Raw genomic sequence first — 19,486 nt, forward strand, 5'->3', positions numbered from 1 at the left:
GTTACATTGTATGTAATTGGTAGGATTAATTTTTTATTAATTTTCCTATATTCAATAATTAATATAGAAGATGATGGTAGATGAATCAATTGTATGATCTATTCTAAACCATTGAAGTTGGATAATCCATACCGGAATAGGATTACTCCATGAGTATATGGTTGTACAGCTTTGATTTCTGCTGATAATGTAGTTGCATTCTTGGGAGTTGCATTTTTATCAGATTGGTATGTTTCAAGTCCTGCAACAATTTTTCCTGGAAAAAGGATATTGTAGATGTTGTAGATTTGGTTGTAGATTATAATCCTGTTTGTTAGATTGGTTATTCCCTTTTGGTATTCACCTACATAGAGTTGGGGGACTATGTAGTCGCATAAAGGCGCGATTAGATAGTAGTATTGGGTTCCGTCCCATCCATCGGGTTTAACAGTAACTGAAAATGTTTCTCCATAGGTGTCCAATCTCATGGCTAGAATTTGTAAAAGATATTTGGGCATATTATATGTTTCCACATCTAATTGAACTCCTATATTCATCTGAGCGACTTTTGAGGCATAATTGAACCCTGGATATACCCAAGCGTTCGTCCTTATTCCCACAGCGTTAGATTTTTGTTGGGCTTCTGATAGTACTGGTGAGTAATTTTTATTTGTTACTAAAACGTATATATCTGTTATTCCTGCGCTTTTTAAGGCGTTGAAATCGATTTCTGATATGGGTGTTACATTGGGGTTAATATAATAACCCACGATATAATTTGAACTAGTTTGAGCAGTGGTTGAATTCGCTGTTGCAGCTACACATCCCGAATTTAAACCTAATATCGTAGTAATTATTAGAAGTAATAATATCCATTTATATTTAATTTAAACACCCCCCCATATAAGAAATCATTACAAAACTGATTTAATTATTCAACCGTGCCTGGTTCTTTTTGTTCATATATCCTGTATTTTCTCTTGATGCAATATCAATGCAATGGATCTTGCTTGGAATATTGTTAAGTAGCTATATCCCAATAAAAAGACAAGGAAACCCCAGACAAAGAATAAAAGAATTCCGCCTAATATACCAATGATAGATCCTGCAACTGTTATAATTATCATCAGTATAATCCACCAAAGCATGTATTTTCCCCATCCAATTGCTGTAATTCTATCCAGTATTTCAAGATATCTCAATGCTGCACTTATTTCACTGTTATAGTAAGCCATGTTAGCTATGCCCATATATGCAAATATGCTGATTATTATGACAGAAATAACAGCCATTATGAGAAATACCGAGCCTGGAAAGGCAAATGAAAGTGCATAGAAGATTAAAGGCACAATTGCGTAAATTATACCGACCATTAAAAGTTTTATACCGTCAATAAATAGTTCTCCTACACCTACAAAATATGGAAGTTCATCTAAACCAGCCAAAGTTGATTTTATAATTCTTAAATAATATCCCAGGCCAATAAAATTCACGATTGGAATTATCAAAATTATTCCTAGTATGATCATCTTCACCCAATTTTTAATGGGAAATTGCAGAGAATCACTTATGTTTCCAATTATATTCATTTTCTCACCTTAATGTTAATTATAATATAAAGTCTCTTAATATTTGAATATAATGAAGTTAGATTTAGGTTAGAGAAGCAATATCATCTGTTAAATTGAATCTTTAAGGCTATTAATTTTATATTTTGCATACAAATATCCCCATATACTATTTGTTTTGATACAAAATGATAATTATTTACTTCAAAGTGAGATATAAAAGTAATATAGGTTCATTATTCCCTTTTTAAAGGTGATGACTCATCTATTAAAAAATTCCTGTAACAATTTGATTAATAACTTAAATCTGATAGAGATAAAAATGATTAACTGGAAAGAATAGGATTTGGATTTATTGTTACGTTGTTTTTAGCATATCTGGGAAATTATATACCCTATTTAGACATACCACTAGCACCATTAGTAGGAGGACTCATAGCTGGTTGTGTGGTGGGGGAAATCATAAAAATGGAATTATTAATGGAGGACTTTCAGCAGGTATTGTAGGTTTTATATACACTCTGATGATTATAGTTTTTACTTCAGGAAGCACTATAACTGCTGCTGTTAATAATGCTCTGCTACCACAGCTCTCAATGGTAATTCTAGGATTGTTGTAGTAGCTATTATAATTGTAGGATCAATTGTAGCATTTGTTATATACTTTTATATTAGGTTCAATTGGTGGAATCATTGGAACGACCATCAATGAAAGAGTAACAGCAAAACCAACAAAAAAATAATAACGATATTTACATAAATAACTAGTATGCAGGCAAAATACTATTTACAAGTCAATAATTTATATAATATTCTGAGTAATCATATTATGTCACCAACTAATCTGTAAAATTACTGGAAAATCTTTTTAACAACAGTATACTTCCCAACAGAATTAGTTTATAATTATAAGAACTAGGGCAAAATATATCCTACATAATAACGACCAATGTATCCTATCAATAGAGTTATGCTGTAGTATTTAATTCATTCAATCAAACATCTGATAAGAAGGTACTAGTGGTATTTATCTCATTATAAAGATAAGAAAAAGCTTTACAGAATGGAATAGTATTCATTTTTTAGGAGGATTTAATTCATGAAGTTATTTCTAAAAGCATTATTTACTGTGATTTTCGCAATTACTGTTACAGTAGTAGTGTCATTACTTATTGTAATTATTTCTAATAATCATTTATTGGCTTTTAATTCAGTTTTATCCGGAGTTATGTTAACTTTAGGGGCTTTATTGATAATTTTAGGATTAGGATTAATAATTTATACCAATAAATCATTTTTGAAAATAGGCAAAGGCACATTGGTACCTTTGGACCTCCCAAAGAACCTTATAATTGCTGGTGTGTATAGATATGTTAGAAATCCAATGATTATCGGTGCTTTAACACTCATTTTTGGTGAAGCTTTGATATTTGCTTCTATTGGGTTATTCGTATTGTTTCTCATGATTTTTACTGTGAATCATATCTATTTTGTTTATTCAGAAGAACCAGGCTTAACAAAAAGGTTTGGCAAAGTTACATTGAGTATAAAAATAATGTTCCAAGATGGATACCTCGCTTAACCCCATGGGAAAAGGATAATAACACGGAATAGGACTTGCAATTGCCCGAAAATAGTCCATCAACAAGGCGGACAAATATGGGCCGAATCAAAACCAGGATAATAAACTTCTTAATATTTTTAAATCGGGGGTTGAGACCATTAATTGATATGAATTGATTATAACATGGGTTACAACAGTTTTTTCAGTAGTAGGTTCGATAATATATATGGTGGCATATTAGCAACAATCAAACGTTAGTATCAGAAATAAGAAGAAAACACTTTTATTATGCAGAAATTCGGTTTATATCAAAAATTACCCTGGGACTAGAATTTTTCATAGTAGGAGACCTTATAAAAACCATCACCGAACCAAAATTCTCTCAAATCACCACACTAGCCGTAATCGTCTGTATACGAAAGTAATCGGATACTTCATGGACAAAGAATAATAAGAACCCAAAAACAAATTCAAAAATAGGTTATTATTAATTCTTCGAAAATTGTAATTCATCAAAAATCTAGAATAGTACTATAGATGTGATTTATTTTGACCATGCTTTAAACCAGGATATGAACTAACTTAATGACAAATCCATGAATCTGTTGATCAAAGAATAAAAGGAGGAAAAAAAATGATTACAAAAATGAGTGAAAGTAAAGGAAATGTATTAGGCTTCAAACTAATAGGTGACGTTACTAAAGAAGATTACAAAATATTAGTGCTTGAAGTGCAAACACTAGTAGACAAAGAAGGATCAATTTCCATACTTTCCGATATGACACAATTCAAATGGGTAGATATAGATGCATGGGGGGCTGATTTTAACTTTAGCCGTACATACCGCAAGAAGATAAATAAAATGGCCATCATTGGGGATAAAACTTGGGAAAAGTGGCTAACAAATCTTGTAGAACTTTTTTTATCCATAGAAACCAAGTTTTTCGACCCGATTGATATAGAAGCTGCATGGAAATGGTTAAAAGAATAAAACCTCGCAAACAGACAACCCTAGAGATACTTCTACGAGAGACGGAGAATCAAAATAGAAGCATCATATATTTCCTTTAATTTTGATTCTTTATTTGTGCTTCTCAAATTAACAGCAGCTATGGGTAAATAACATAGTCAACATATAACTATATGAATAAATGAATCTGTCTATGAGTAAACACATAGATTAAAGATATTAGGTTGCCGCAAGTGGGAACTCAACTAAAAAATGGTGTATTTTTTAGACTTAAACGATCTATTTTAATACTCTAAACCACTTTTTGTATTACCCTATTCCGTAACATACTTTGATGAATGTATACTAAAAGTAACTATATTTAGAGTCATTTTTAACATAACTTTATTTATAAAATTATTACTAATTATTTTTTTATTAAAATTTGTCAGAATAAGAATAGAATGAGTATGCAGGCAACACACCTTTATGATTTGGTTAGTATCCACTTTCCATCATTTATTTTAAGAAATTTATTATTTTTGATAATTATTGACGACACAATTGATTATATAGGAATGTTAATGATTCCACAACAAAAATGTCTAGGTTAAGTTAAAGGTTACTTCCAAATACAAAATTAAAATAACTAGTGATTTATTACAGTAATCTTCGTTTTTTATCTTTTCTCAACATAGAAACAAATAGGGTTATTAACATATAATAGATTGGTTATTACAATGTCAGATATTAAAATTTTACTGGTAGAGGATGAAAGCGTTGAAGCTATGGAACTCAAACGTACATTAGAATTTTTAGGTTATGAAGTCCCATATATCGCTTCCGATTCTGAAGAAGCTGTAAATAAAGCTTTAGAAATTATGCCTGGACTTGTTTTGATGGATATAATTCTTAAAGGAGATAGTGATGGTATTGAAGCCGCTTCCAAGATTAAAAAGCTTAATATTCCCCTTATATATTTAACTGCCCATTCTGAAGAGCCTACAATTGAAAGAGTTAAACTTACAGAACCCTATGGATATATAATTAAACCTTACAATATTAATGAACTTAAATATACTATTGAACTCGCACTTTACAAAAATCAGATGGAAAAAGTTTTAAAAGAAAGTGAAAAAAACTATCGTGAGTTGGTTAATAACTCAATGGTTGCTATTTATAAGACCAATTTAAAGGGAGATATACTCTTTGCTAACTATGCTATGGTTGAACTGTTTGATTTTGAAAGTATTGAAGCATTAAAAACCAAAACAGCACTACAAATCTATAAAAATCCAAAAGACCGTAAAAAGCTCATTCAAAAACTACAAAAAACTGGCAGGTTCAGACATCAGAAAGTTGAAATGGTTTCAAAATGTGGTGAAACAATTACCATCCTTCTCAGCGCACATTTAGAAGATAACATCATATCTGGAATGATGATGGACATCACTGAACAAAACAAAGCTAAAAATGAACTTCTTGAAAGTGAAGATTTTTTGAAAAATATTGTAGAAAATATTCCAAACATGATTTTTATTAAAAGTGCTGACAAACTTAATTTTGAAATGGTTAACAAAGCCGGAGAAGAATTGATGGGACATTCCCGAGAAGAATTAATTGGCAAAACAGACTATGATTTTTTCCCAAAAAAGGAAGCGGATTTTTTCACACAAAAAGATAGAGAAGTTCTTCAAAACAAGAAATTAGTAGATATACTTGAAGAAACCATTGAAACCAAGGATTTAGGTCAAAGAATATTACACACCAAGAAAATTCCCATACTCGACAAAGAAGGAAATCCCCAATATCTCTTAGGTGTGTCTGAAGACGTCACCGAACTAAAACAAGGCGAAATAAAAATCAGAAAATCTTTAGATGAAAAAGAAACTCTTCTCCGAGAGATTCACCACAGGGTCAAAAACAATCTCCAGATAATCGCTAGTTTGCTCCATCTACAAGAATCTACCGTAAATGATGGGGAATTGGAGAATATTTTGAAAGAAAGTGAAAGTCGAGTCAAAAGCATGGCCATAGTTTACGACAAACTCTACCAATCACCCAATTTCACCGATATCAATTTCAAGAAATACATCGAAAAACTAGTATACGACATACTATACACTTACGGAATTAAAAAAGGAACCATCAAAGCACAAATGGATATTGAAGACATACTTCTTAACATTGACACAGCCATACCACTAGGACTCATAATTAACGAATTAATCACCAACAGCGTCAAATATGCCTTCCCCCAAAAAAAAGGGACCATAACCATACAACTCAAATCCTTACCCGAAAAAATGGAAATCACCATTGCAGATGATGGAATAGGAATACCAGAAGACATCAATCTAGAAAATCCAGAAACACTCGGCCTGCAACTAGTGAAAAATTTAGTTCGTCAAATTGATGGTGAAATAGAACTCGACAGAAACCACGGAACAGAATTTAAAATTAAGTTTAAAGAACTAGAATACAAAGAACGAATTTAAGGTGGTATTTTTGACTGAAGATGATTTTCCAAAGGATTCTAAGAAATCAGTTAATTTTAATGAAGATTACTCTAGACTTGTTAATCGACATCGTAAGTAAGTAATTATATAAATAAATGAACCATAATGAGTAAACGCATCGGTTTATAAATAATGGAATATATGTTAATCATGATCTATAACAACTGATACAAATTATTAACATAAGAGGTTTTTAAATGTCTAATGAGAATCAGCCCAACATAGGAGAGGACTATATCCGTTTTCACAAAGTTATGACTCGTGGTCTTGCAGTGTCCCTTCAGAATATTAATGAGTTTTTGCAGATAGGAGCATTAGAAAAATTAAATCGTGAAGGTTTCATTAAATATGTTCAGAGCTTTTCATCAGTCTTACATGGACATCATCAGGCTGAAGATGAGAAGATATTTCCTTACTTCAAAGACAAATTACCTGAAGTACCATATGAACGATTAATATCAGAACACGAAGTATTTAATGACGGATTACAGGAAATAAACACTGGAATTGATCATTTAACGTCAGAAAACGACGAATTGGACTCACTAAAACTATTAAAATCAGGTTTCGATAAGATAGATCAGATATGGCATCCCCATATACAGATTGAGAATAAACAATTATATGAAAGAATACGAAGTTTGAACATAGATTTGGAAGAGATGATCAGATTACAAAAAGAGGATAAAAAGTTCTTTCAAGAACACACTGGCCCCGCATACTTGGTGATGCCATTTGTATTATATAACTTATCTCCCGAAGATCGAGCAATATTAACTCAAGGATCTCCAGAGATTGTAGCAAAACAACTCTTATCCATTGATTGGAAAGATAAATGGACACCAATGCAACCATTTTTACTTAAATAATACATTGATGTGAATTCAACACTCTCTTTATGGATTGTTTGATTGAAAGCTTAATTGTTCTTTAAATCCTTGAAAAGGAAACAAAGCACCATATTAATCTAGTAAAATGGTGCACATTGTAATTATTGAGATTCGTAACTGAGAAAACGTTTCATAATTGAAACAATCTATAAACAAGCCCCCAGCTTGCGATACCATAATCAATCATAAAAAACATTAATGAAGTTATAGATATCGCTTAATGGTTATTTTCTACTTAATTTGTATATTTTATTCCATCAAAAAATGTCTCAAAAAATATTTTTCTTTCTTTGGTTTTTGTCGGAATAATGTATTCAACTGTAAATGTGACATGAGCTGAAAAAAACTTAGAAATGTATTTAGGAGGTAAATCTTTCAATATTTTATTTTTAATTCCATCTTCTATTAAATTTAACAATTTTTTTTCATGATCAGGGATTTTAAGTTTGGGATTTTTAATATTATATGGTGATGATTTGAATTGTTTCATGAATTTATATTTATCAGGATTATTCACTCCCCACTCTACTCTTTCGAGCCAGAACTTTTCTAAAGATTCATAACCCACTGAAGATTCTATTAGATCCGGAAAGCTTTCTAAACTTTCTTCTTGTATAGAGGTGCCTAATTCAATGATCAAATCTACCTTAGTTTCAAAATGTAAATAGAGAGTCCCTGTTGCAATGCCTGCTTCTTTAGAAATTAGAGAAGTTGAGGTATTATCTATACCTTTTTCGTTAAATAGCTTCAAAGCTGATTCAAGAATTTTCTTTTTTTTATTTTCACAAAACCAATCTGAAACTATTAAAATAAATTTTGTTGCATTAATTCTTGTAAAGAAGCTCATTTAGGTTATTTTCCAATTAGCTATTTTTATATTCAATTTAAGTAAGTGTAGAAATTTTTATATGATTATAGCAACATATAATGTAGTAGAATGCAATAGGGTGTAAGATTCAGTTAACACTATATATTTAATTATTGGAGGAATGTAAAAGATGGTAAGTGTTGGGGCGATAGTTGAAGGTTTTATTTTGGCAATTATAATTACTGTTGTTTTATCTATTTTGGGTGTTGGATCAGTTATTGGATTGCCAGTTGCAATATTTGGTTTTCTACTCGCAGGTATAATTGTTGGATACATATCATATGGTGATATTATTGATGGTGTGATTAATGGAGCACTTATGGGAGTTGCAGGTGCAATAATCTTATGGATACTAAGCTTATTCAAAGGTCAGATAGCTGCATTCTCTTCACAATTATCAACCTTTGTCCCATTAAACTCAGCACCAGAATTAATTCTTGTAATAGTCGCAGGCGCAATAGGCGGTTTAATCGGCTCTCTAATATTATTATTAAACCGCAGAAACCGCAGAAACTATGGCGGCCGAAGGGACGGAGATCGAAGAGATGATGATCGAAGGGATGACAGAGATCGAAGAGATGATAGAAGGGATGACAGAGATCGTAGAGATGATAGGGATAGAAGGGATGATAGGGATAGAAGAGACTAAGATAATAACTAACGTGTGAAAATAAGTTAAAAAAATGAAAATTTAGAGGAGTGATATAATGGATAATAAAGGACAGACTAGTTGGATAGGCCTCATTGTATTCATAATAGTAGTAATAATCTTATTAAAGATATTAGGATTGTACTAAGATTTTTAAGGATTTTTTAGGGATAACGAGAGTTATCCCCTGTGTTTATGCCATAAACATAGAGAAAATTTCAGATATGATAAAAAAAGTTTTATAAATTTCAGATAGGCTCTTGATTGATAACTAAAAAAAGGTATAAAATGAATAAAAAAATTGATATACTGCTTATAAATCCTTACGATGAAAATGCATTAAAAAATTCACTTGGTTTCATAACCCCACCCACAAATCTTATGTACCTGGCATCATCACTTGAGAAAGAATCTTACTCAGTCAAAATTGTAGATGATGATCTTCTCCAGATGGGCTACGAAAAGGTTTCTGAACTGGCAGAAAAGCTCAATCCACAAATAGTAGGTGTTACAGCAACCACATCTACTATAAAAAGCGCCTTGAAATACGTGGAACTAGTCAAAAACATTCTACCCAATTCATTAACTGTAATAGGTGGACCCCACACTACTTTCATGCCATATGAAACCTTAAAAAATTCAGAAAACCTAGATGTAGTAGTTATAGGTGAGGGAGAAGAAACAATGGTAGATTTAGCCAACCATTCCACCGAAACTATCCAAGATCTTGACGACATTAAGGGAATTGTTTACAGGGATTTAAAGAATGGAAATTTTAAAACTACACAAAAACGGCCTTTGATAAAGGATCTTGACGCATTACCGTTCCCTGCAAGACATCTTGTACCCTTTGATTCATATGGTGCTTCTAAAGAACAGACTGGTGGAATAATAACCAGCAGAGGTTGTGTGTACAACTGTAACTACTGCTCATCATCATTAATCATGGGTAAAAAGTTCCGCTCACGCAGTCCAGACAATGTAGTGGACGAAATTGAAGAATTAATAAACCAATACCAAATAAGAGATATAAGATTCATGGACGACACATTCATGCTCAACAAAAGAAGAGCTAACGATATAGCAAATGAAATCAAAGCCAGAGATCTAGATTTAAGCTTCGTTGCATCATCCCGAGTTGACAGTGTAGACCAAAATTTACTTCAAAATCTCAAAAGTGCAGGATTAAAAACAATCTACTACGGTGTAGAATCAGGGTCACAACGTATACTGGACCTTATGAAAAAGGGTATAACATTAAAACAAGCTGAAGATGCAGTTAAAAGTGCTAAAAATGTGGATCTAGAAGTTTTAACCTCTTTCATTCTAGGATATCCTGGAGAAACCGAAGAAGATATGAATAAGACCATAGATTTCTCAACAAAACTTGACTCAGACTACTCACAATATTCTATACTTACACCATTCCCTGGAACACCTATCTACAATGAACTTAAGGAAAAAGATTTAATAGACAATGATGACTGGGATGAATACACTGTACTTAAACCAGTTTTGAAGTATGATGAAATGGGTTTAAATAAGAAGATGGTGGAAAGAAAACTGGCCATGGCATATTTAAAATTTTATGCAAGACCACGATATCTCATGAACCATCGTCACATGTTCAAGGTTATGTTCAAAACAGTTATGCGAAGTTTTATACTCCCAAAACTCATGGGAGGCACCGGTAAAGGTTGGTATCAAAACTTAAACAACAACACATCATCAAAATAGAAAATATAAATATAATATTAGGAATTAGGAATGTAAAACATATTATGGAGGAATTTTTATGAGTGAAAAAACAGGTGAAATTAAAGGAAAAGCTAAAGAAATGAAAGGAGAAATAAAAGGAAAAGCTAAAGAAATGAAAGGAGAAATAAAAGGAAAAGCTAAAGAGATGGAAGGAGAAATAAAGGGAAAAGCTAAAGAAGCCGAAGGTAAAAATAAAAGATAAAATTAGGAGACGCAGTGAATATTTATTAAAAATTTTATTAATATATTATCTTCTTAATCATAATAAAAATAATGGAGGATGAAGATGGTTTATGTAAGATGGAATACTGTAATAATTGGTGTAGTAATTGCAATAATTCTTGGTTTTGTCCTTGGTTTGATATCAGCATCTGGTGCATTCATAGGATTCTTAATAGCTACTATATATGTTGGTTACATGATAGGCGGGGACTATGTAAATGGAGCTATACATGGGGCGCTTGTTGGTATCGTTGCAGCAATAGTATTATTTATACTTGCTTTAATTGGATTTGGTGTTGCAGCAGGTTTAAGTGACATAATCATTCTTGCAATTATAGGTGCAATAGGTGGAGTTATAGGAGTTTTAATAGGGGGTAGGGGTAGAAGTAGATTCTAAAACCCTGAATTTAATTCCTAATTTTTTTTAGGATGGAATGATACATTTTTTAGCTAAAAAATTATTATTATGAATATTTTTAAGATTAAATTTAATTTTATAGATGAATTTAAAGCATAAAATTTTAGTATTAACATATTAAAGAGTAAGAAAACTCCTAAACTATTCCAATGTTCTATTTTTGCAGGAATCTATAACTAACATCCAAATTCGTGCATCTAAAATTTCTTAAAATCAGTCCATTTTTTTCATAGGAGTAATATTCTTAAAGATACCTTTCTCTCACTTTTTTCATTAATATTTTTATGAATAGTTTATCTTAGGTCTACAAAATAAATAAACTTTATGAGTTTAACATTAAAATTCAAGATACAAAATTATAGTGTCCCGATTCATGAATAGAGGCATTATTTCATGAATTGATTTTTATTGTAATGAAATTGTAATAAACTAAAATTCAGTATTAGTATGCAGGCAACACATTACATTGAAGTCAATAGTCTTCATAATATCTTAAGTATTTACAGTTAGGTCACCAACTAATCTGTAAAATTACTGGAAAATCTTTTTAACAACAGTTGCATACTTATTTTATTTCAAAATGTCAAAAAGTTCACTCTACAGGCATGTAAATGATTCCATAATAAAGAAATGTCTAGTCTAAGAAAAAAAATACTTCCAAATACAAAATTAATATAACAAGTCAATTTTCATTTTATCAATTCACTATAATAACAAATAGGAGATTGTACATACAATATAATAGGTTATTTACAATGGCAGATGTTAAAATTCTATTAGTAGAAGATGAGAACATAGAAGCCATGGATATTAAACTAACATTGGAATCCTTTGGTTATGAAGTTCCATATATCGCATCCAGTAGCGAAGAAGCTGTAGAGAAAGCTTTAGCTATTATGCCTGATCTTATTTTGATGGACATAATTCTCAAAGGAGAAATAGATGGTATTGAAACTGTTTCTAAGATCAGAGATCTAAATATTCCTGTTATTTATTTAACTGCTCATTCTGAAGAGTCCACAATTGAAAGAGCCAAACTCACAGAACCCTATGGTTATATAATCAAACCATACGACCGAATAGAACTTAAATATGCCATAGAACTTGCTATTTATAAAAACAAATTGAAAAATAAATTAAAAGATAGTGAAACTAAGTATCGTACTCTTTTTAATCAAGCTTCTGACGGTATACTCCTAATGGAAGGAGATAAATTCATAGAATGCAATGATAGGGCTTTAGAGATTTATGGTACTAATAGGGAACAATTAATAGGAAAAACACCTTATTCAGTATTTTCACCCAAAGTACAGCCAAATAAGGAAATATCTGAAGATATGGCAATTGAATATATTAACAAGGCCCTTGATGGCCATCCACAACATTTCGAATGGAAACATCTTAAGTATAATGGCACACCTTTTTACACTGAAATATCTTTAAACAGACTAAAAATAAAAGGCCAATACTTGCTCCAAGCTATTGTAAGGGATATTACTGATCGAAAAAAGGTTGAAGAATTATTTCAGGAAGAAGATGATAAGTTTAGAAGCATATTGGATGCTATGCCTGATGGTGTTTGCATTTTTAATTCGGATTACGAAGTTGAATATATTAATCCTGTGATTAAAAAGGATTTTGGACATGTGGAAGGGAAAAAATGTTTTGAATATTTGCATGAAAGCAATGAAATTTGCCCCTGGTGCAAAAATAAGGAAGTCTTCCAAGGAAAATCAATTCAATGGGAATGGAACTCAATTAAAACCGGTAAAAGTTATGAACTTTTGGACAAACCACTTAAAAATCCAGATGGAACCATATCCAAACTAGAAATATTTCACGATATCACCAAACGTAAAATAGCGGATAAAGCACTAATTGAATCACAACAACGTTTATCTGAGATTATAGATTTCTTACCTGATGCAACATTAGCAATTGATGTGGAAGGGAAAGTTATTGCTTGGAATCGGGCCATGGAAGAAATGACAGGGTTTAAAGCAGAAAATATTATTGGAAAGGAAAATTATGAATATTCATTACCATTTTATAGAAAACGGAGACCTATATTAATTGACTTAGTATTAAAATTTGATAAGGAAATAGAGAATTATTATCGTTTTATTAAGAGAGAGGGGAATGCTCTTTTGGCCGAAACGGAAGTAAAATTAAATGATAAAAATTTTATTCTATGGATAAAAGCAGTACCATTATATGACCGTGACGGTAACATTAACGGGGCCATTGAGTCTATTCGTGATATTACCCAACATAAACTGGATGAATCTGCACTTAAAAGAAGTGAAGAGAGGTTTCGTGCAGTTGCAGAATCAGCCGTGGACGCCATTGTCACAACTGATGCAAATGGAAATATCATCTTCTTTAACAACAGTTTAACAAAAATCTTTGGATATACCAAAGAACAGCTGAAAGGAAAGCCCCTAACCCTCCTAATGCCAGAAAGATTCAAAAAAAATTATCTAAACGAACTCGAAAAGTTCAAAAAAAGTGGCCAACATAGACTTATGGGTAAAACAGTAACTACCACCGGATTAAAAAAAGACCAAAATGAATTTCCCTTTGAAATGTCACTTTCTGCCTGGAAGTCAGAGGGAAAAACCTATTTCACATCCATAATTCGTGACCTAACTGAACGTAAAAAAGCTGAAAATGCAGAATTACAATATCAATCACTTTTCGATAACATGTTAAATGGATTCGCTTATTGTAAGATGATTTTCAAAGAAGATCGGCCAATAGACTTTATATATCTTGACGTGAATCAAGCTTTCGAATCATTAACTGGACTAAAGGACGTTACTGGGAAAAAAGTAAGCGAAGTCATACCATTAATACAAGAATCAGATCCAGAATTGCTCGAAATCTATGGGAGAGTATCCCTCACAGGCCAGCCAGAGACCTTTGAAATCTATGTAGAATCCCTCAAAATGTGGTTCTCTATTTCAGTATATAGTCCACGCAAAGAATTTTTTGTAGCAGTATTCGACGTCATTACAGAGCGTAAAGAAGCGGAAGAAAAAATTAAATCATCTCTTAAAGAAAAGGAAGTTCTTCTCCAAGAGATACATCACCGTGTTAAAAATAACATGCAGATCATATCCAGTTTACTTAATCTGCAAACTAAATACGTGGATGCGGAAGAATCTGTGAATATCTTAAGGGAGAGTCAAAACCGAGTTAAATCTATGGCAATGATCCATGAAAAACTGTACCAGTCTGACGATTTAACCCATATACAATTTGTTGATTATATTCCAAGTCTAGTTTTGAACTTATTTTATTCATATAATGTTGAAATCACCCAAATTGAACCAATATTCGAAATAGAGGATATAAGTTTGAATATGGAAACTGCAGTACCTTGCGGTTTAATAATAAGTGAACTCGTATCTAATAGTTTAAAATATGCTTTTCCCAATGGAAGGAAAGGAGAAGTCCGTGTGTCACTTAAATCAGAAGACGATAAATATGAACTGATCATCAGTGATAGTGGCATAGGATTACCAGAGAAACTTGACTTTGACAATTTAGAATCCCTTGGTCTTAGTCTGGTAAATAGTTTAACAGAACAAATTGATGGTGAAATAACAATCAACATAAGCCACGGAACAGAATTTAAGATCACTTTTAAAGAGTTATCGTATAAAGATAGGATTTAAAGTGGTGGTAGTAATGGTCGGTGGTTCTGATTTGATTGAACGGTTTAGATATTTTCCTGAATTATCCAGTATTTTAATAGTGATAGCTGGGTTTCTGGTTCTTTTGGGTTGGGCTTTTGATATTTCAATCCTGAAAAGTCCAGGCACAGGGTTTTCCACTATAAAAACTAATACGGCGGTGGCCTTGATTTTCTTCGGGGTTTCGTTGTGGTTATTGCAAACCAATAGAACCAATGGAAGTATGCGAAGCATAGCTCAGATAAGTGCTATCATAGTAACATTGATAGGAATTTTAACCCTGATTGAATATTTATTTGCTATAAATTTGGGTATTGATCAAATACTGTTTAAAGAGCTTCCTGGTGCATTATACGCATCCAGTCCTAATAGGATGGCATTAGCTGTTGCTGTTGCTTTTATTCTTATAGGTCCTTCTTTGCTATTTTTGAGTAAAAATACACCAAAAACTGTTAACGGGTCTCAAATTATGGCACTTATTGTCGTTTTTGTTGTGGCTTTACCTTTAATTGGATTTCTTTATGGTGCTTCTCAATTATATTACATTCCTAATTTCACGGGAGTGGCCATTTATGCTGTGTTATTATTGTTATGGGCTAGTTTAAGCATTTTATTTGCACGGCCTGATCAAGGATTTGTTTCTAATCTAACTAGTAATCAACTTGGTTCATATTTCGCACAACGTATTCTTCCAATTCTAATAATTTTTACAATTATTATAGGGTTTATCACATATTTAGGTGGAAAAGTAGGATTATACGATAATTCATTTGGACTTTCAATACTTATTTTATCTACGTTATTAGTTTACACCATAATATTCTTGTGGTTTGCCATTAAATTGAATAAAACAGATTTTGAACGGGATAAGGCCGAAGAACATCTGAAAGAAAATTTGGATAATCTTGAGATAACAGTAAAAAAACGAACAAATGAGTTAACTAATGCTAATGTCCTACTAAATGAGGAAATTGAAGAACGTAAAACAATGGAAAAGGAGATAAAAACCTCTCTTGAAGAAAAAGAAATGCTCCTTAAGGAAATCCATCACAGGGTCAAAAATAATTTGATGATCATAAGCAGCCTATTGAATCTGCAGTCGAGTTATATAAAAGATAAAGAATCCCAGGATATTTTTAAGGAAAGTCAAAACCGTGCACGGTCCATGGCACTTATACATGAACGATTGTATCAATCAACTGATCTTAAAAGGATAAATTTTGGTGACTACATCACTTCACTAGCCAATGAACTTTTCCATACCTACATTGCTGATCCAAACTTAATAGAACTAAAAATTAATGTTGATGATATTTTTCTGGACATCAACACTGCAATACCACTAGGATTAATAGTGAATGAACTCATAACAAACAGTTTAAAATATGCCTTTTCAGATGGTATGGATGGAGAAATTGTTATAGATTTCAATTCATTAGATGAGCACTACGAATTCGCCGTAATAGATAATGGAATAGGATTTCCCGAAGATTTAGATTACAAAAACACAGATACGCTAGGTTTACAAATAGTAAACAGTTTAACCGACCAAATTGATGGTGAAATTAAGCTTGATAGAAATAATGGAACTGAATTTAAGATCACTTTCAAAGATTTAGACTATAATGGTTAAGATGGAATCAATAGGCACATCGGATGCGAATTTGTTGAGTTTTTATCCAAACATCAAATGTGGTATATTTTTTTGCTTAGAGTTTGATTTCAGGGTTTATTTTTTTCCAGAATTTGATGTTAAAACATTTAATTTAATTTCGGAGCAATTTAAAGGAATTATATGCATATACTTCAACTCTGTTCTTGTATATATTTTTTTAACAAGTTATATTACTTTATAAAAATATATTAATAGTAAAACTTGTAAATTAAACTGTTTTTGAGAGTATATGGGGGTTTATTCAAAAATGTCAAGGGAAACTGAAGAGCAATTCAGTGATGAAATAATTGAAATGAAAAAAGAAATAATGAAATGTAAGAAAACTAAAATTGCTCTTAAAAAAAGTGAAGAACGTTTTAGAACTTTTGCAGAGTCTGCAACTGATGGAATTGTTACAACAGATGACAATGGGAATATTTTGTTTTTTAATAAAATTTTAAAACAGATATTTGGTTACTCTACTGATGAGTTATCTGGCAAAAGCCTAACAATGTTAATGCCAGCTAAATTTAGGAAAGGGTATCTAAATGAATTGGAAAATTATAAATCAAGTGGAAAACACAGACTTCTTGGAAAAACAGTTCAAACAACAGGTTTAAGAAAAGATGGTAAAATATTCCCATTTGAAATGTCACTTTCAGCGTGGAAATCTAATAAAACAACATATTTCTCAGCGATAATCAGAGACATCACCGAAAGAAAACAGGCCGAAAGTGAAATCAAAAAATCCATTGTAGAAAAGGAAAATCTCCTAAGAGAAATCCATTACCGGGTTAAGAATAATATGCATATCATTTCCAGTTTACTTAACCTACAGATTCAACATGTACATGAAGAGGAATCCGAAAAGGTTTTAAAGGATACCCAGGGCAGATTGGATACCATGGCTATGGTTCACAAGAACCTATACGAATCATCCAGTTTCACTAAACTCAATTTCAAAGATTATGTGGAGAAACTTGTATTTGAAATATTATCTTCTCATCGAGTCAATTCTGGAACCATTGAAACAGAATTAGATATTGAAGATATAGAAATGAACATGGAAACTGCCATCCCCTGTGGTCTAATTATTAATGAACTGGTTACTAACAGTGTCAAACATGCGTTCCCTGAACTCAAAGGAACAATAAGAATAGAATTAAAATCATTCCAGGACGAATTAGAACTCATTGTAGCAGATAACGGGATAGGACTTCCAAAAAATATTCATCTAAAAATAACTGAAACAATTGGCCTGCAATTAGTATATAGTCTTGTTAATCAGTTAAATGGGAAATTAAAGCTGGATATGAGTAATGGAACAGAATTTAAAATCACATTTAATGAGTTAGAATATGAAAGAGACTTTAAGAGTAGTTCCAGTTATAATGGAAGAATGGTCACAAAAAACAAATATTAATAATAAATAAAAATTTTGAATTTTTTTTATATGAGGGTGAGTTAATTGATGGATAAGATGATTTTTGGAAATATTATGCAATAATATTGTCTTAAATTAACAGCAGCTCTGAGTATATGATATAGTAAGTAGGTACTTGCAAAGATAAAAATATTCTATAGGTCATTGTTTCATTATTTGCGAATAATATAAATTATTATTTTTTTCTTAATTATACAATTATGACCAAATTTATTTCTGTGAACTGGACAATATATTACAATTATGAGTTCAAAACAAAAATATACTAAAGGTTTTGTTACGTCTGAAGATGGTACTATCGTTGGTTACAGGCAAATGGGCAGTGGTCCTGGCATTGTTCTTCTTCACGGAGGTGTGAATGCATCTCAAAATCTTATGAAAATGGGCAAATTACTCTCTGATGAATTCACCGTCTATATTCCTGACAGACGGGGCCGTGGCATGAGCGGCCCATTTGGGAGTGATTACAGTATCGAAAAAGAAGATGAGGATTTAAATGTCCTGTTAAATAAAACAGGAGCGCATTATGTATTTGGAACTGCAGATGGAGCATTATTTGCATTGCATGCTGCAATTTCTTTACCTTCGATCCATAAGGTCATAGCGTATGAACCTCTTATCTTCGCAGGACAGCCCGGGCTTGATGAATTTAAAGTCACTATAAAACATTTAGACAAAAATATAGCCGATAATAATATTGCTAAAGCTACTGTAGAGATTACAAAAGATTCTGCTGCCCCCGTCAGGGCCATACCTGATCTTGTACTAGTACCTCTTGTTAAACTTATACTCTGGATCAACCAAAGAAATGTTAAGGGCGATGAAGTACCCTACCAGGATCTTATCCCTGTATTGGGTCCGGAGTTACATGTTGTTGAAAAAACCGAAGGAACCATTGATGAATACAAGGCTGTATCTGCAAAGGTTCTGCTACTTGAGGGAAGCAAAACCCAGTCTTTATTAAAAGACAGCATGACCAAACTTTATAATGTATTACCCTGTTCTAATCTCGTTGAACTTAAAGGCCTTAACCATGACTCAGCACAGGACTATGGCAAACCTGAACCAATTGCAAATGAGATCAAACGATTTTTAAAGGGAAAATAGTATTTATCATTTTGAAAAAATTTACTCAAATTATTTTTTTAATTAAGACTTAGTTCATTTTTATAATTTTTTAATTAAACAAGCAAAATATTTTTTAAAGTCAATAATTTTTACTTATTTTAGAATATTAGAAAAATTTTGGGAATTAAATAAATTTAATTAAAAGATAAGTCCATATAATATCTATCATATTTTAATT

General features: G+C 31.7%; 17 protein-coding genes. 14 read left to right on the top strand and 3 right to left on the bottom strand.

Annotated elements, in window-relative coordinates:
* Window positions 1–98 precede the first annotated feature (98 nt).
* Complete coding sequence (locus DL91_RS03810) at window positions 99–749, bottom strand: hypothetical protein (protein WP_048190315.1); 651 nt, start codon at window positions 747–749, stop codon at window positions 99–101.
* A gap of 189 nt (window positions 750–938) precedes the next feature.
* Window positions 939–1,568: a DUF4013 domain-containing protein gene (locus tag DL91_RS03815; protein ID WP_048190316.1), complete on the bottom strand. Its 630-nt coding sequence runs from the start codon at window positions 1,566–1,568 to the stop codon at window positions 939–941.
* Between the two features lie 422 nt (window positions 1,569–1,990).
* On the opposite strand from DL91_RS03815, the gene DL91_RS13410 reads away from it, so the two are divergent.
* The 6 genes from DL91_RS13410 (at window position 1,991) to DL91_RS03835 (ending at window position 7,448) form a co-directional block, all read left to right on the top strand.
* On the top strand, window positions 1,991–2,167 hold the full coding sequence (locus tag DL91_RS13410; protein ID WP_156095950.1) for a hypothetical protein: 177 nt from the start codon (window positions 1,991–1,993) through the stop codon (window positions 2,165–2,167).
* Window positions 2,168–2,646: 479 nt separating this feature from the next.
* On the top strand, window positions 2,647–3,129 hold the full coding sequence (locus DL91_RS03820) for an isoprenylcysteine carboxylmethyltransferase family protein (protein WP_052374110.1): 483 nt from the start codon (window positions 2,647–2,649) through the stop codon (window positions 3,127–3,129).
* 248 nt (window positions 3,130–3,377) lie between these two features.
* Window positions 3,378–3,536 carry a DUF1622 domain-containing protein gene (locus tag DL91_RS14495; protein ID WP_369792065.1) on the top strand — a complete coding sequence of 53 codons (159 nt, stop codon included), beginning with the start codon at window positions 3,378–3,380 and terminating at the stop codon, window positions 3,534–3,536.
* 209 nt (window positions 3,537–3,745) lie between these two features.
* A complete protein-coding gene (locus tag DL91_RS03825; RefSeq protein WP_048190317.1) occupies window positions 3,746–4,102 on the top strand; it encodes an STAS/SEC14 domain-containing protein in 357 nt (118 codons plus the stop codon).
* Between the two features lie 698 nt (window positions 4,103–4,800).
* On the top strand, window positions 4,801–6,558 hold the full coding sequence (locus DL91_RS03830) for a histidine kinase dimerization/phosphoacceptor domain -containing protein (RefSeq protein ID WP_048190318.1): 1,758 nt from the start codon (window positions 4,801–4,803) through the stop codon (window positions 6,556–6,558).
* 218 nt (window positions 6,559–6,776) lie between these two features.
* Window positions 6,777–7,448, top strand: coding sequence for a hemerythrin domain-containing protein (locus DL91_RS03835; protein WP_048190319.1), 672 nt, complete (start codon window positions 6,777–6,779; stop codon window positions 7,446–7,448).
* 256 nt (window positions 7,449–7,704) lie between these two features.
* Here the strand turns inward: DL91_RS03835 and DL91_RS03840 are convergent, their stop codons facing one another.
* On the bottom strand, window positions 7,705–8,316 hold the full coding sequence (locus DL91_RS03840; RefSeq protein ID WP_052374113.1) for a TetR/AcrR family transcriptional regulator: 612 nt from the start codon (window positions 8,314–8,316) through the stop codon (window positions 7,705–7,707).
* A 151-nt stretch (window positions 8,317–8,467) separates the two neighbouring features.
* Between DL91_RS03840 and DL91_RS13800 the strand changes: the two genes are divergently transcribed.
* The 8 genes from DL91_RS13800 (at window position 8,468) to DL91_RS03880 (ending at window position 19,287) form a co-directional block, all read left to right on the top strand.
* Complete coding sequence (locus DL91_RS13800; RefSeq protein ID WP_052374116.1) at window positions 8,468–8,986, top strand: DUF5518 domain-containing protein; 519 nt, start codon at window positions 8,468–8,470, stop codon at window positions 8,984–8,986.
* Between the two features lie 288 nt (window positions 8,987–9,274).
* On the top strand, window positions 9,275–10,723 hold the full coding sequence (locus DL91_RS03850) for a B12-binding domain-containing radical SAM protein (RefSeq protein WP_231551380.1): 1,449 nt from the start codon (window positions 9,275–9,277) through the stop codon (window positions 10,721–10,723).
* Between the two features lie 58 nt (window positions 10,724–10,781).
* Window positions 10,782–10,946 carry a hypothetical protein gene (locus DL91_RS03855; protein WP_048190320.1) on the top strand — a complete coding sequence of 55 codons (165 nt, stop codon included), beginning with the start codon at window positions 10,782–10,784 and terminating at the stop codon, window positions 10,944–10,946.
* 84 nt (window positions 10,947–11,030) lie between these two features.
* Entirely contained in the window at window positions 11,031–11,363 is a 333-nt protein-coding gene (locus DL91_RS03860) for a DUF5518 domain-containing protein (protein WP_048190321.1), read from the top strand.
* Window positions 11,364–12,139: 776 nt separating this feature from the next.
* Window positions 12,140–15,064, top strand: a complete 2,925-nt coding sequence (locus DL91_RS12740; protein WP_052374118.1) for a PAS domain S-box protein — start codon at window positions 12,140–12,142, stop codon at window positions 15,062–15,064.
* A 13-nt stretch (window positions 15,065–15,077) separates the two neighbouring features.
* Window positions 15,078–16,715: a sensor histidine kinase gene (locus DL91_RS12745; RefSeq protein ID WP_052374120.1), complete on the top strand. Its 1,638-nt coding sequence runs from the start codon at window positions 15,078–15,080 to the stop codon at window positions 16,713–16,715.
* A gap of 289 nt (window positions 16,716–17,004) precedes the next feature.
* The gene (locus DL91_RS03875; RefSeq protein WP_048190322.1) at window positions 17,005–18,159 is read left to right on the top strand and encodes a PAS domain S-box protein; all 1,155 of its coding nucleotides are present in this window, start codon (window positions 17,005–17,007) and stop codon (window positions 18,157–18,159) included.
* A gap of 264 nt (window positions 18,160–18,423) precedes the next feature.
* On the top strand, window positions 18,424–19,287 hold the full coding sequence (locus DL91_RS03880) for an alpha/beta fold hydrolase (protein ID WP_048190323.1): 864 nt from the start codon (window positions 18,424–18,426) through the stop codon (window positions 19,285–19,287).
* Window positions 19,288–19,486: the final 199 nt, after the last annotated feature.

The sequence above is a fragment of the Methanobacterium sp. SMA-27 genome (assembly GCF_000744455.1).
Lineage (GTDB): Archaea > Methanobacteriota > Methanobacteria > Methanobacteriales > Methanobacteriaceae > Methanobacterium_B.

What these genes read in the sequence shown, in the direction of transcription:
- DL91_RS13800 (WP_052374116.1), top strand. Translation starts at nt 8,468, where the DNA reads ATGGTAAGTGTTGGGGCGATAGTTGAAGGTTTTATTTTGGCAATTATA.
- DL91_RS12745 (WP_052374120.1), top strand. Translation starts at nt 15,078, where the DNA reads ATGGTCGGTGGTTCTGATTTGATTGAACGGTTTAGATATTTTCCTGAA.
- DL91_RS03850 (WP_231551380.1), top strand. Translation starts at nt 9,275, where the DNA reads ATGAATAAAAAAATTGATATACTGCTTATAAATCCTTACGATGAAAAT.
- DL91_RS03860 (WP_048190321.1), top strand. Translation starts at nt 11,031, where the DNA reads ATGGTTTATGTAAGATGGAATACTGTAATAATTGGTGTAGTAATTGCA.
- DL91_RS03835 (WP_048190319.1), top strand. Translation starts at nt 6,777, where the DNA reads ATGTCTAATGAGAATCAGCCCAACATAGGAGAGGACTATATCCGTTTT.
- DL91_RS03855 (WP_048190320.1), top strand. Translation starts at nt 10,782, where the DNA reads ATGAGTGAAAAAACAGGTGAAATTAAAGGAAAAGCTAAAGAAATGAAA.
- DL91_RS03825 (WP_048190317.1), top strand. Translation starts at nt 3,746, where the DNA reads ATGATTACAAAAATGAGTGAAAGTAAAGGAAATGTATTAGGCTTCAAA.
- DL91_RS03815 (WP_048190316.1), bottom strand. Translation starts at nt 1,568, where the DNA reads ATGAATATAATTGGAAACATAAGTGATTCTCTGCAATTTCCCATTAAA.
- DL91_RS12740 (WP_052374118.1), top strand. Translation starts at nt 12,140, where the DNA reads ATGGCAGATGTTAAAATTCTATTAGTAGAAGATGAGAACATAGAAGCC.
- DL91_RS03840 (WP_052374113.1), bottom strand. Translation starts at nt 8,316, where the DNA reads ATGAGCTTCTTTACAAGAATTAATGCAACAAAATTTATTTTAATAGTT.
- DL91_RS03820 (WP_052374110.1), top strand. Translation starts at nt 2,647, where the DNA reads ATGAAGTTATTTCTAAAAGCATTATTTACTGTGATTTTCGCAATTACT.
- DL91_RS03830 (WP_048190318.1), top strand. Translation starts at nt 4,801, where the DNA reads ATGTCAGATATTAAAATTTTACTGGTAGAGGATGAAAGCGTTGAAGCT.
- DL91_RS03880 (WP_048190323.1), top strand. Translation starts at nt 18,424, where the DNA reads ATGAGTTCAAAACAAAAATATACTAAAGGTTTTGTTACGTCTGAAGAT.
- DL91_RS03875 (WP_048190322.1), top strand. Translation starts at nt 17,005, where the DNA reads ATGTCAAGGGAAACTGAAGAGCAATTCAGTGATGAAATAATTGAAATG.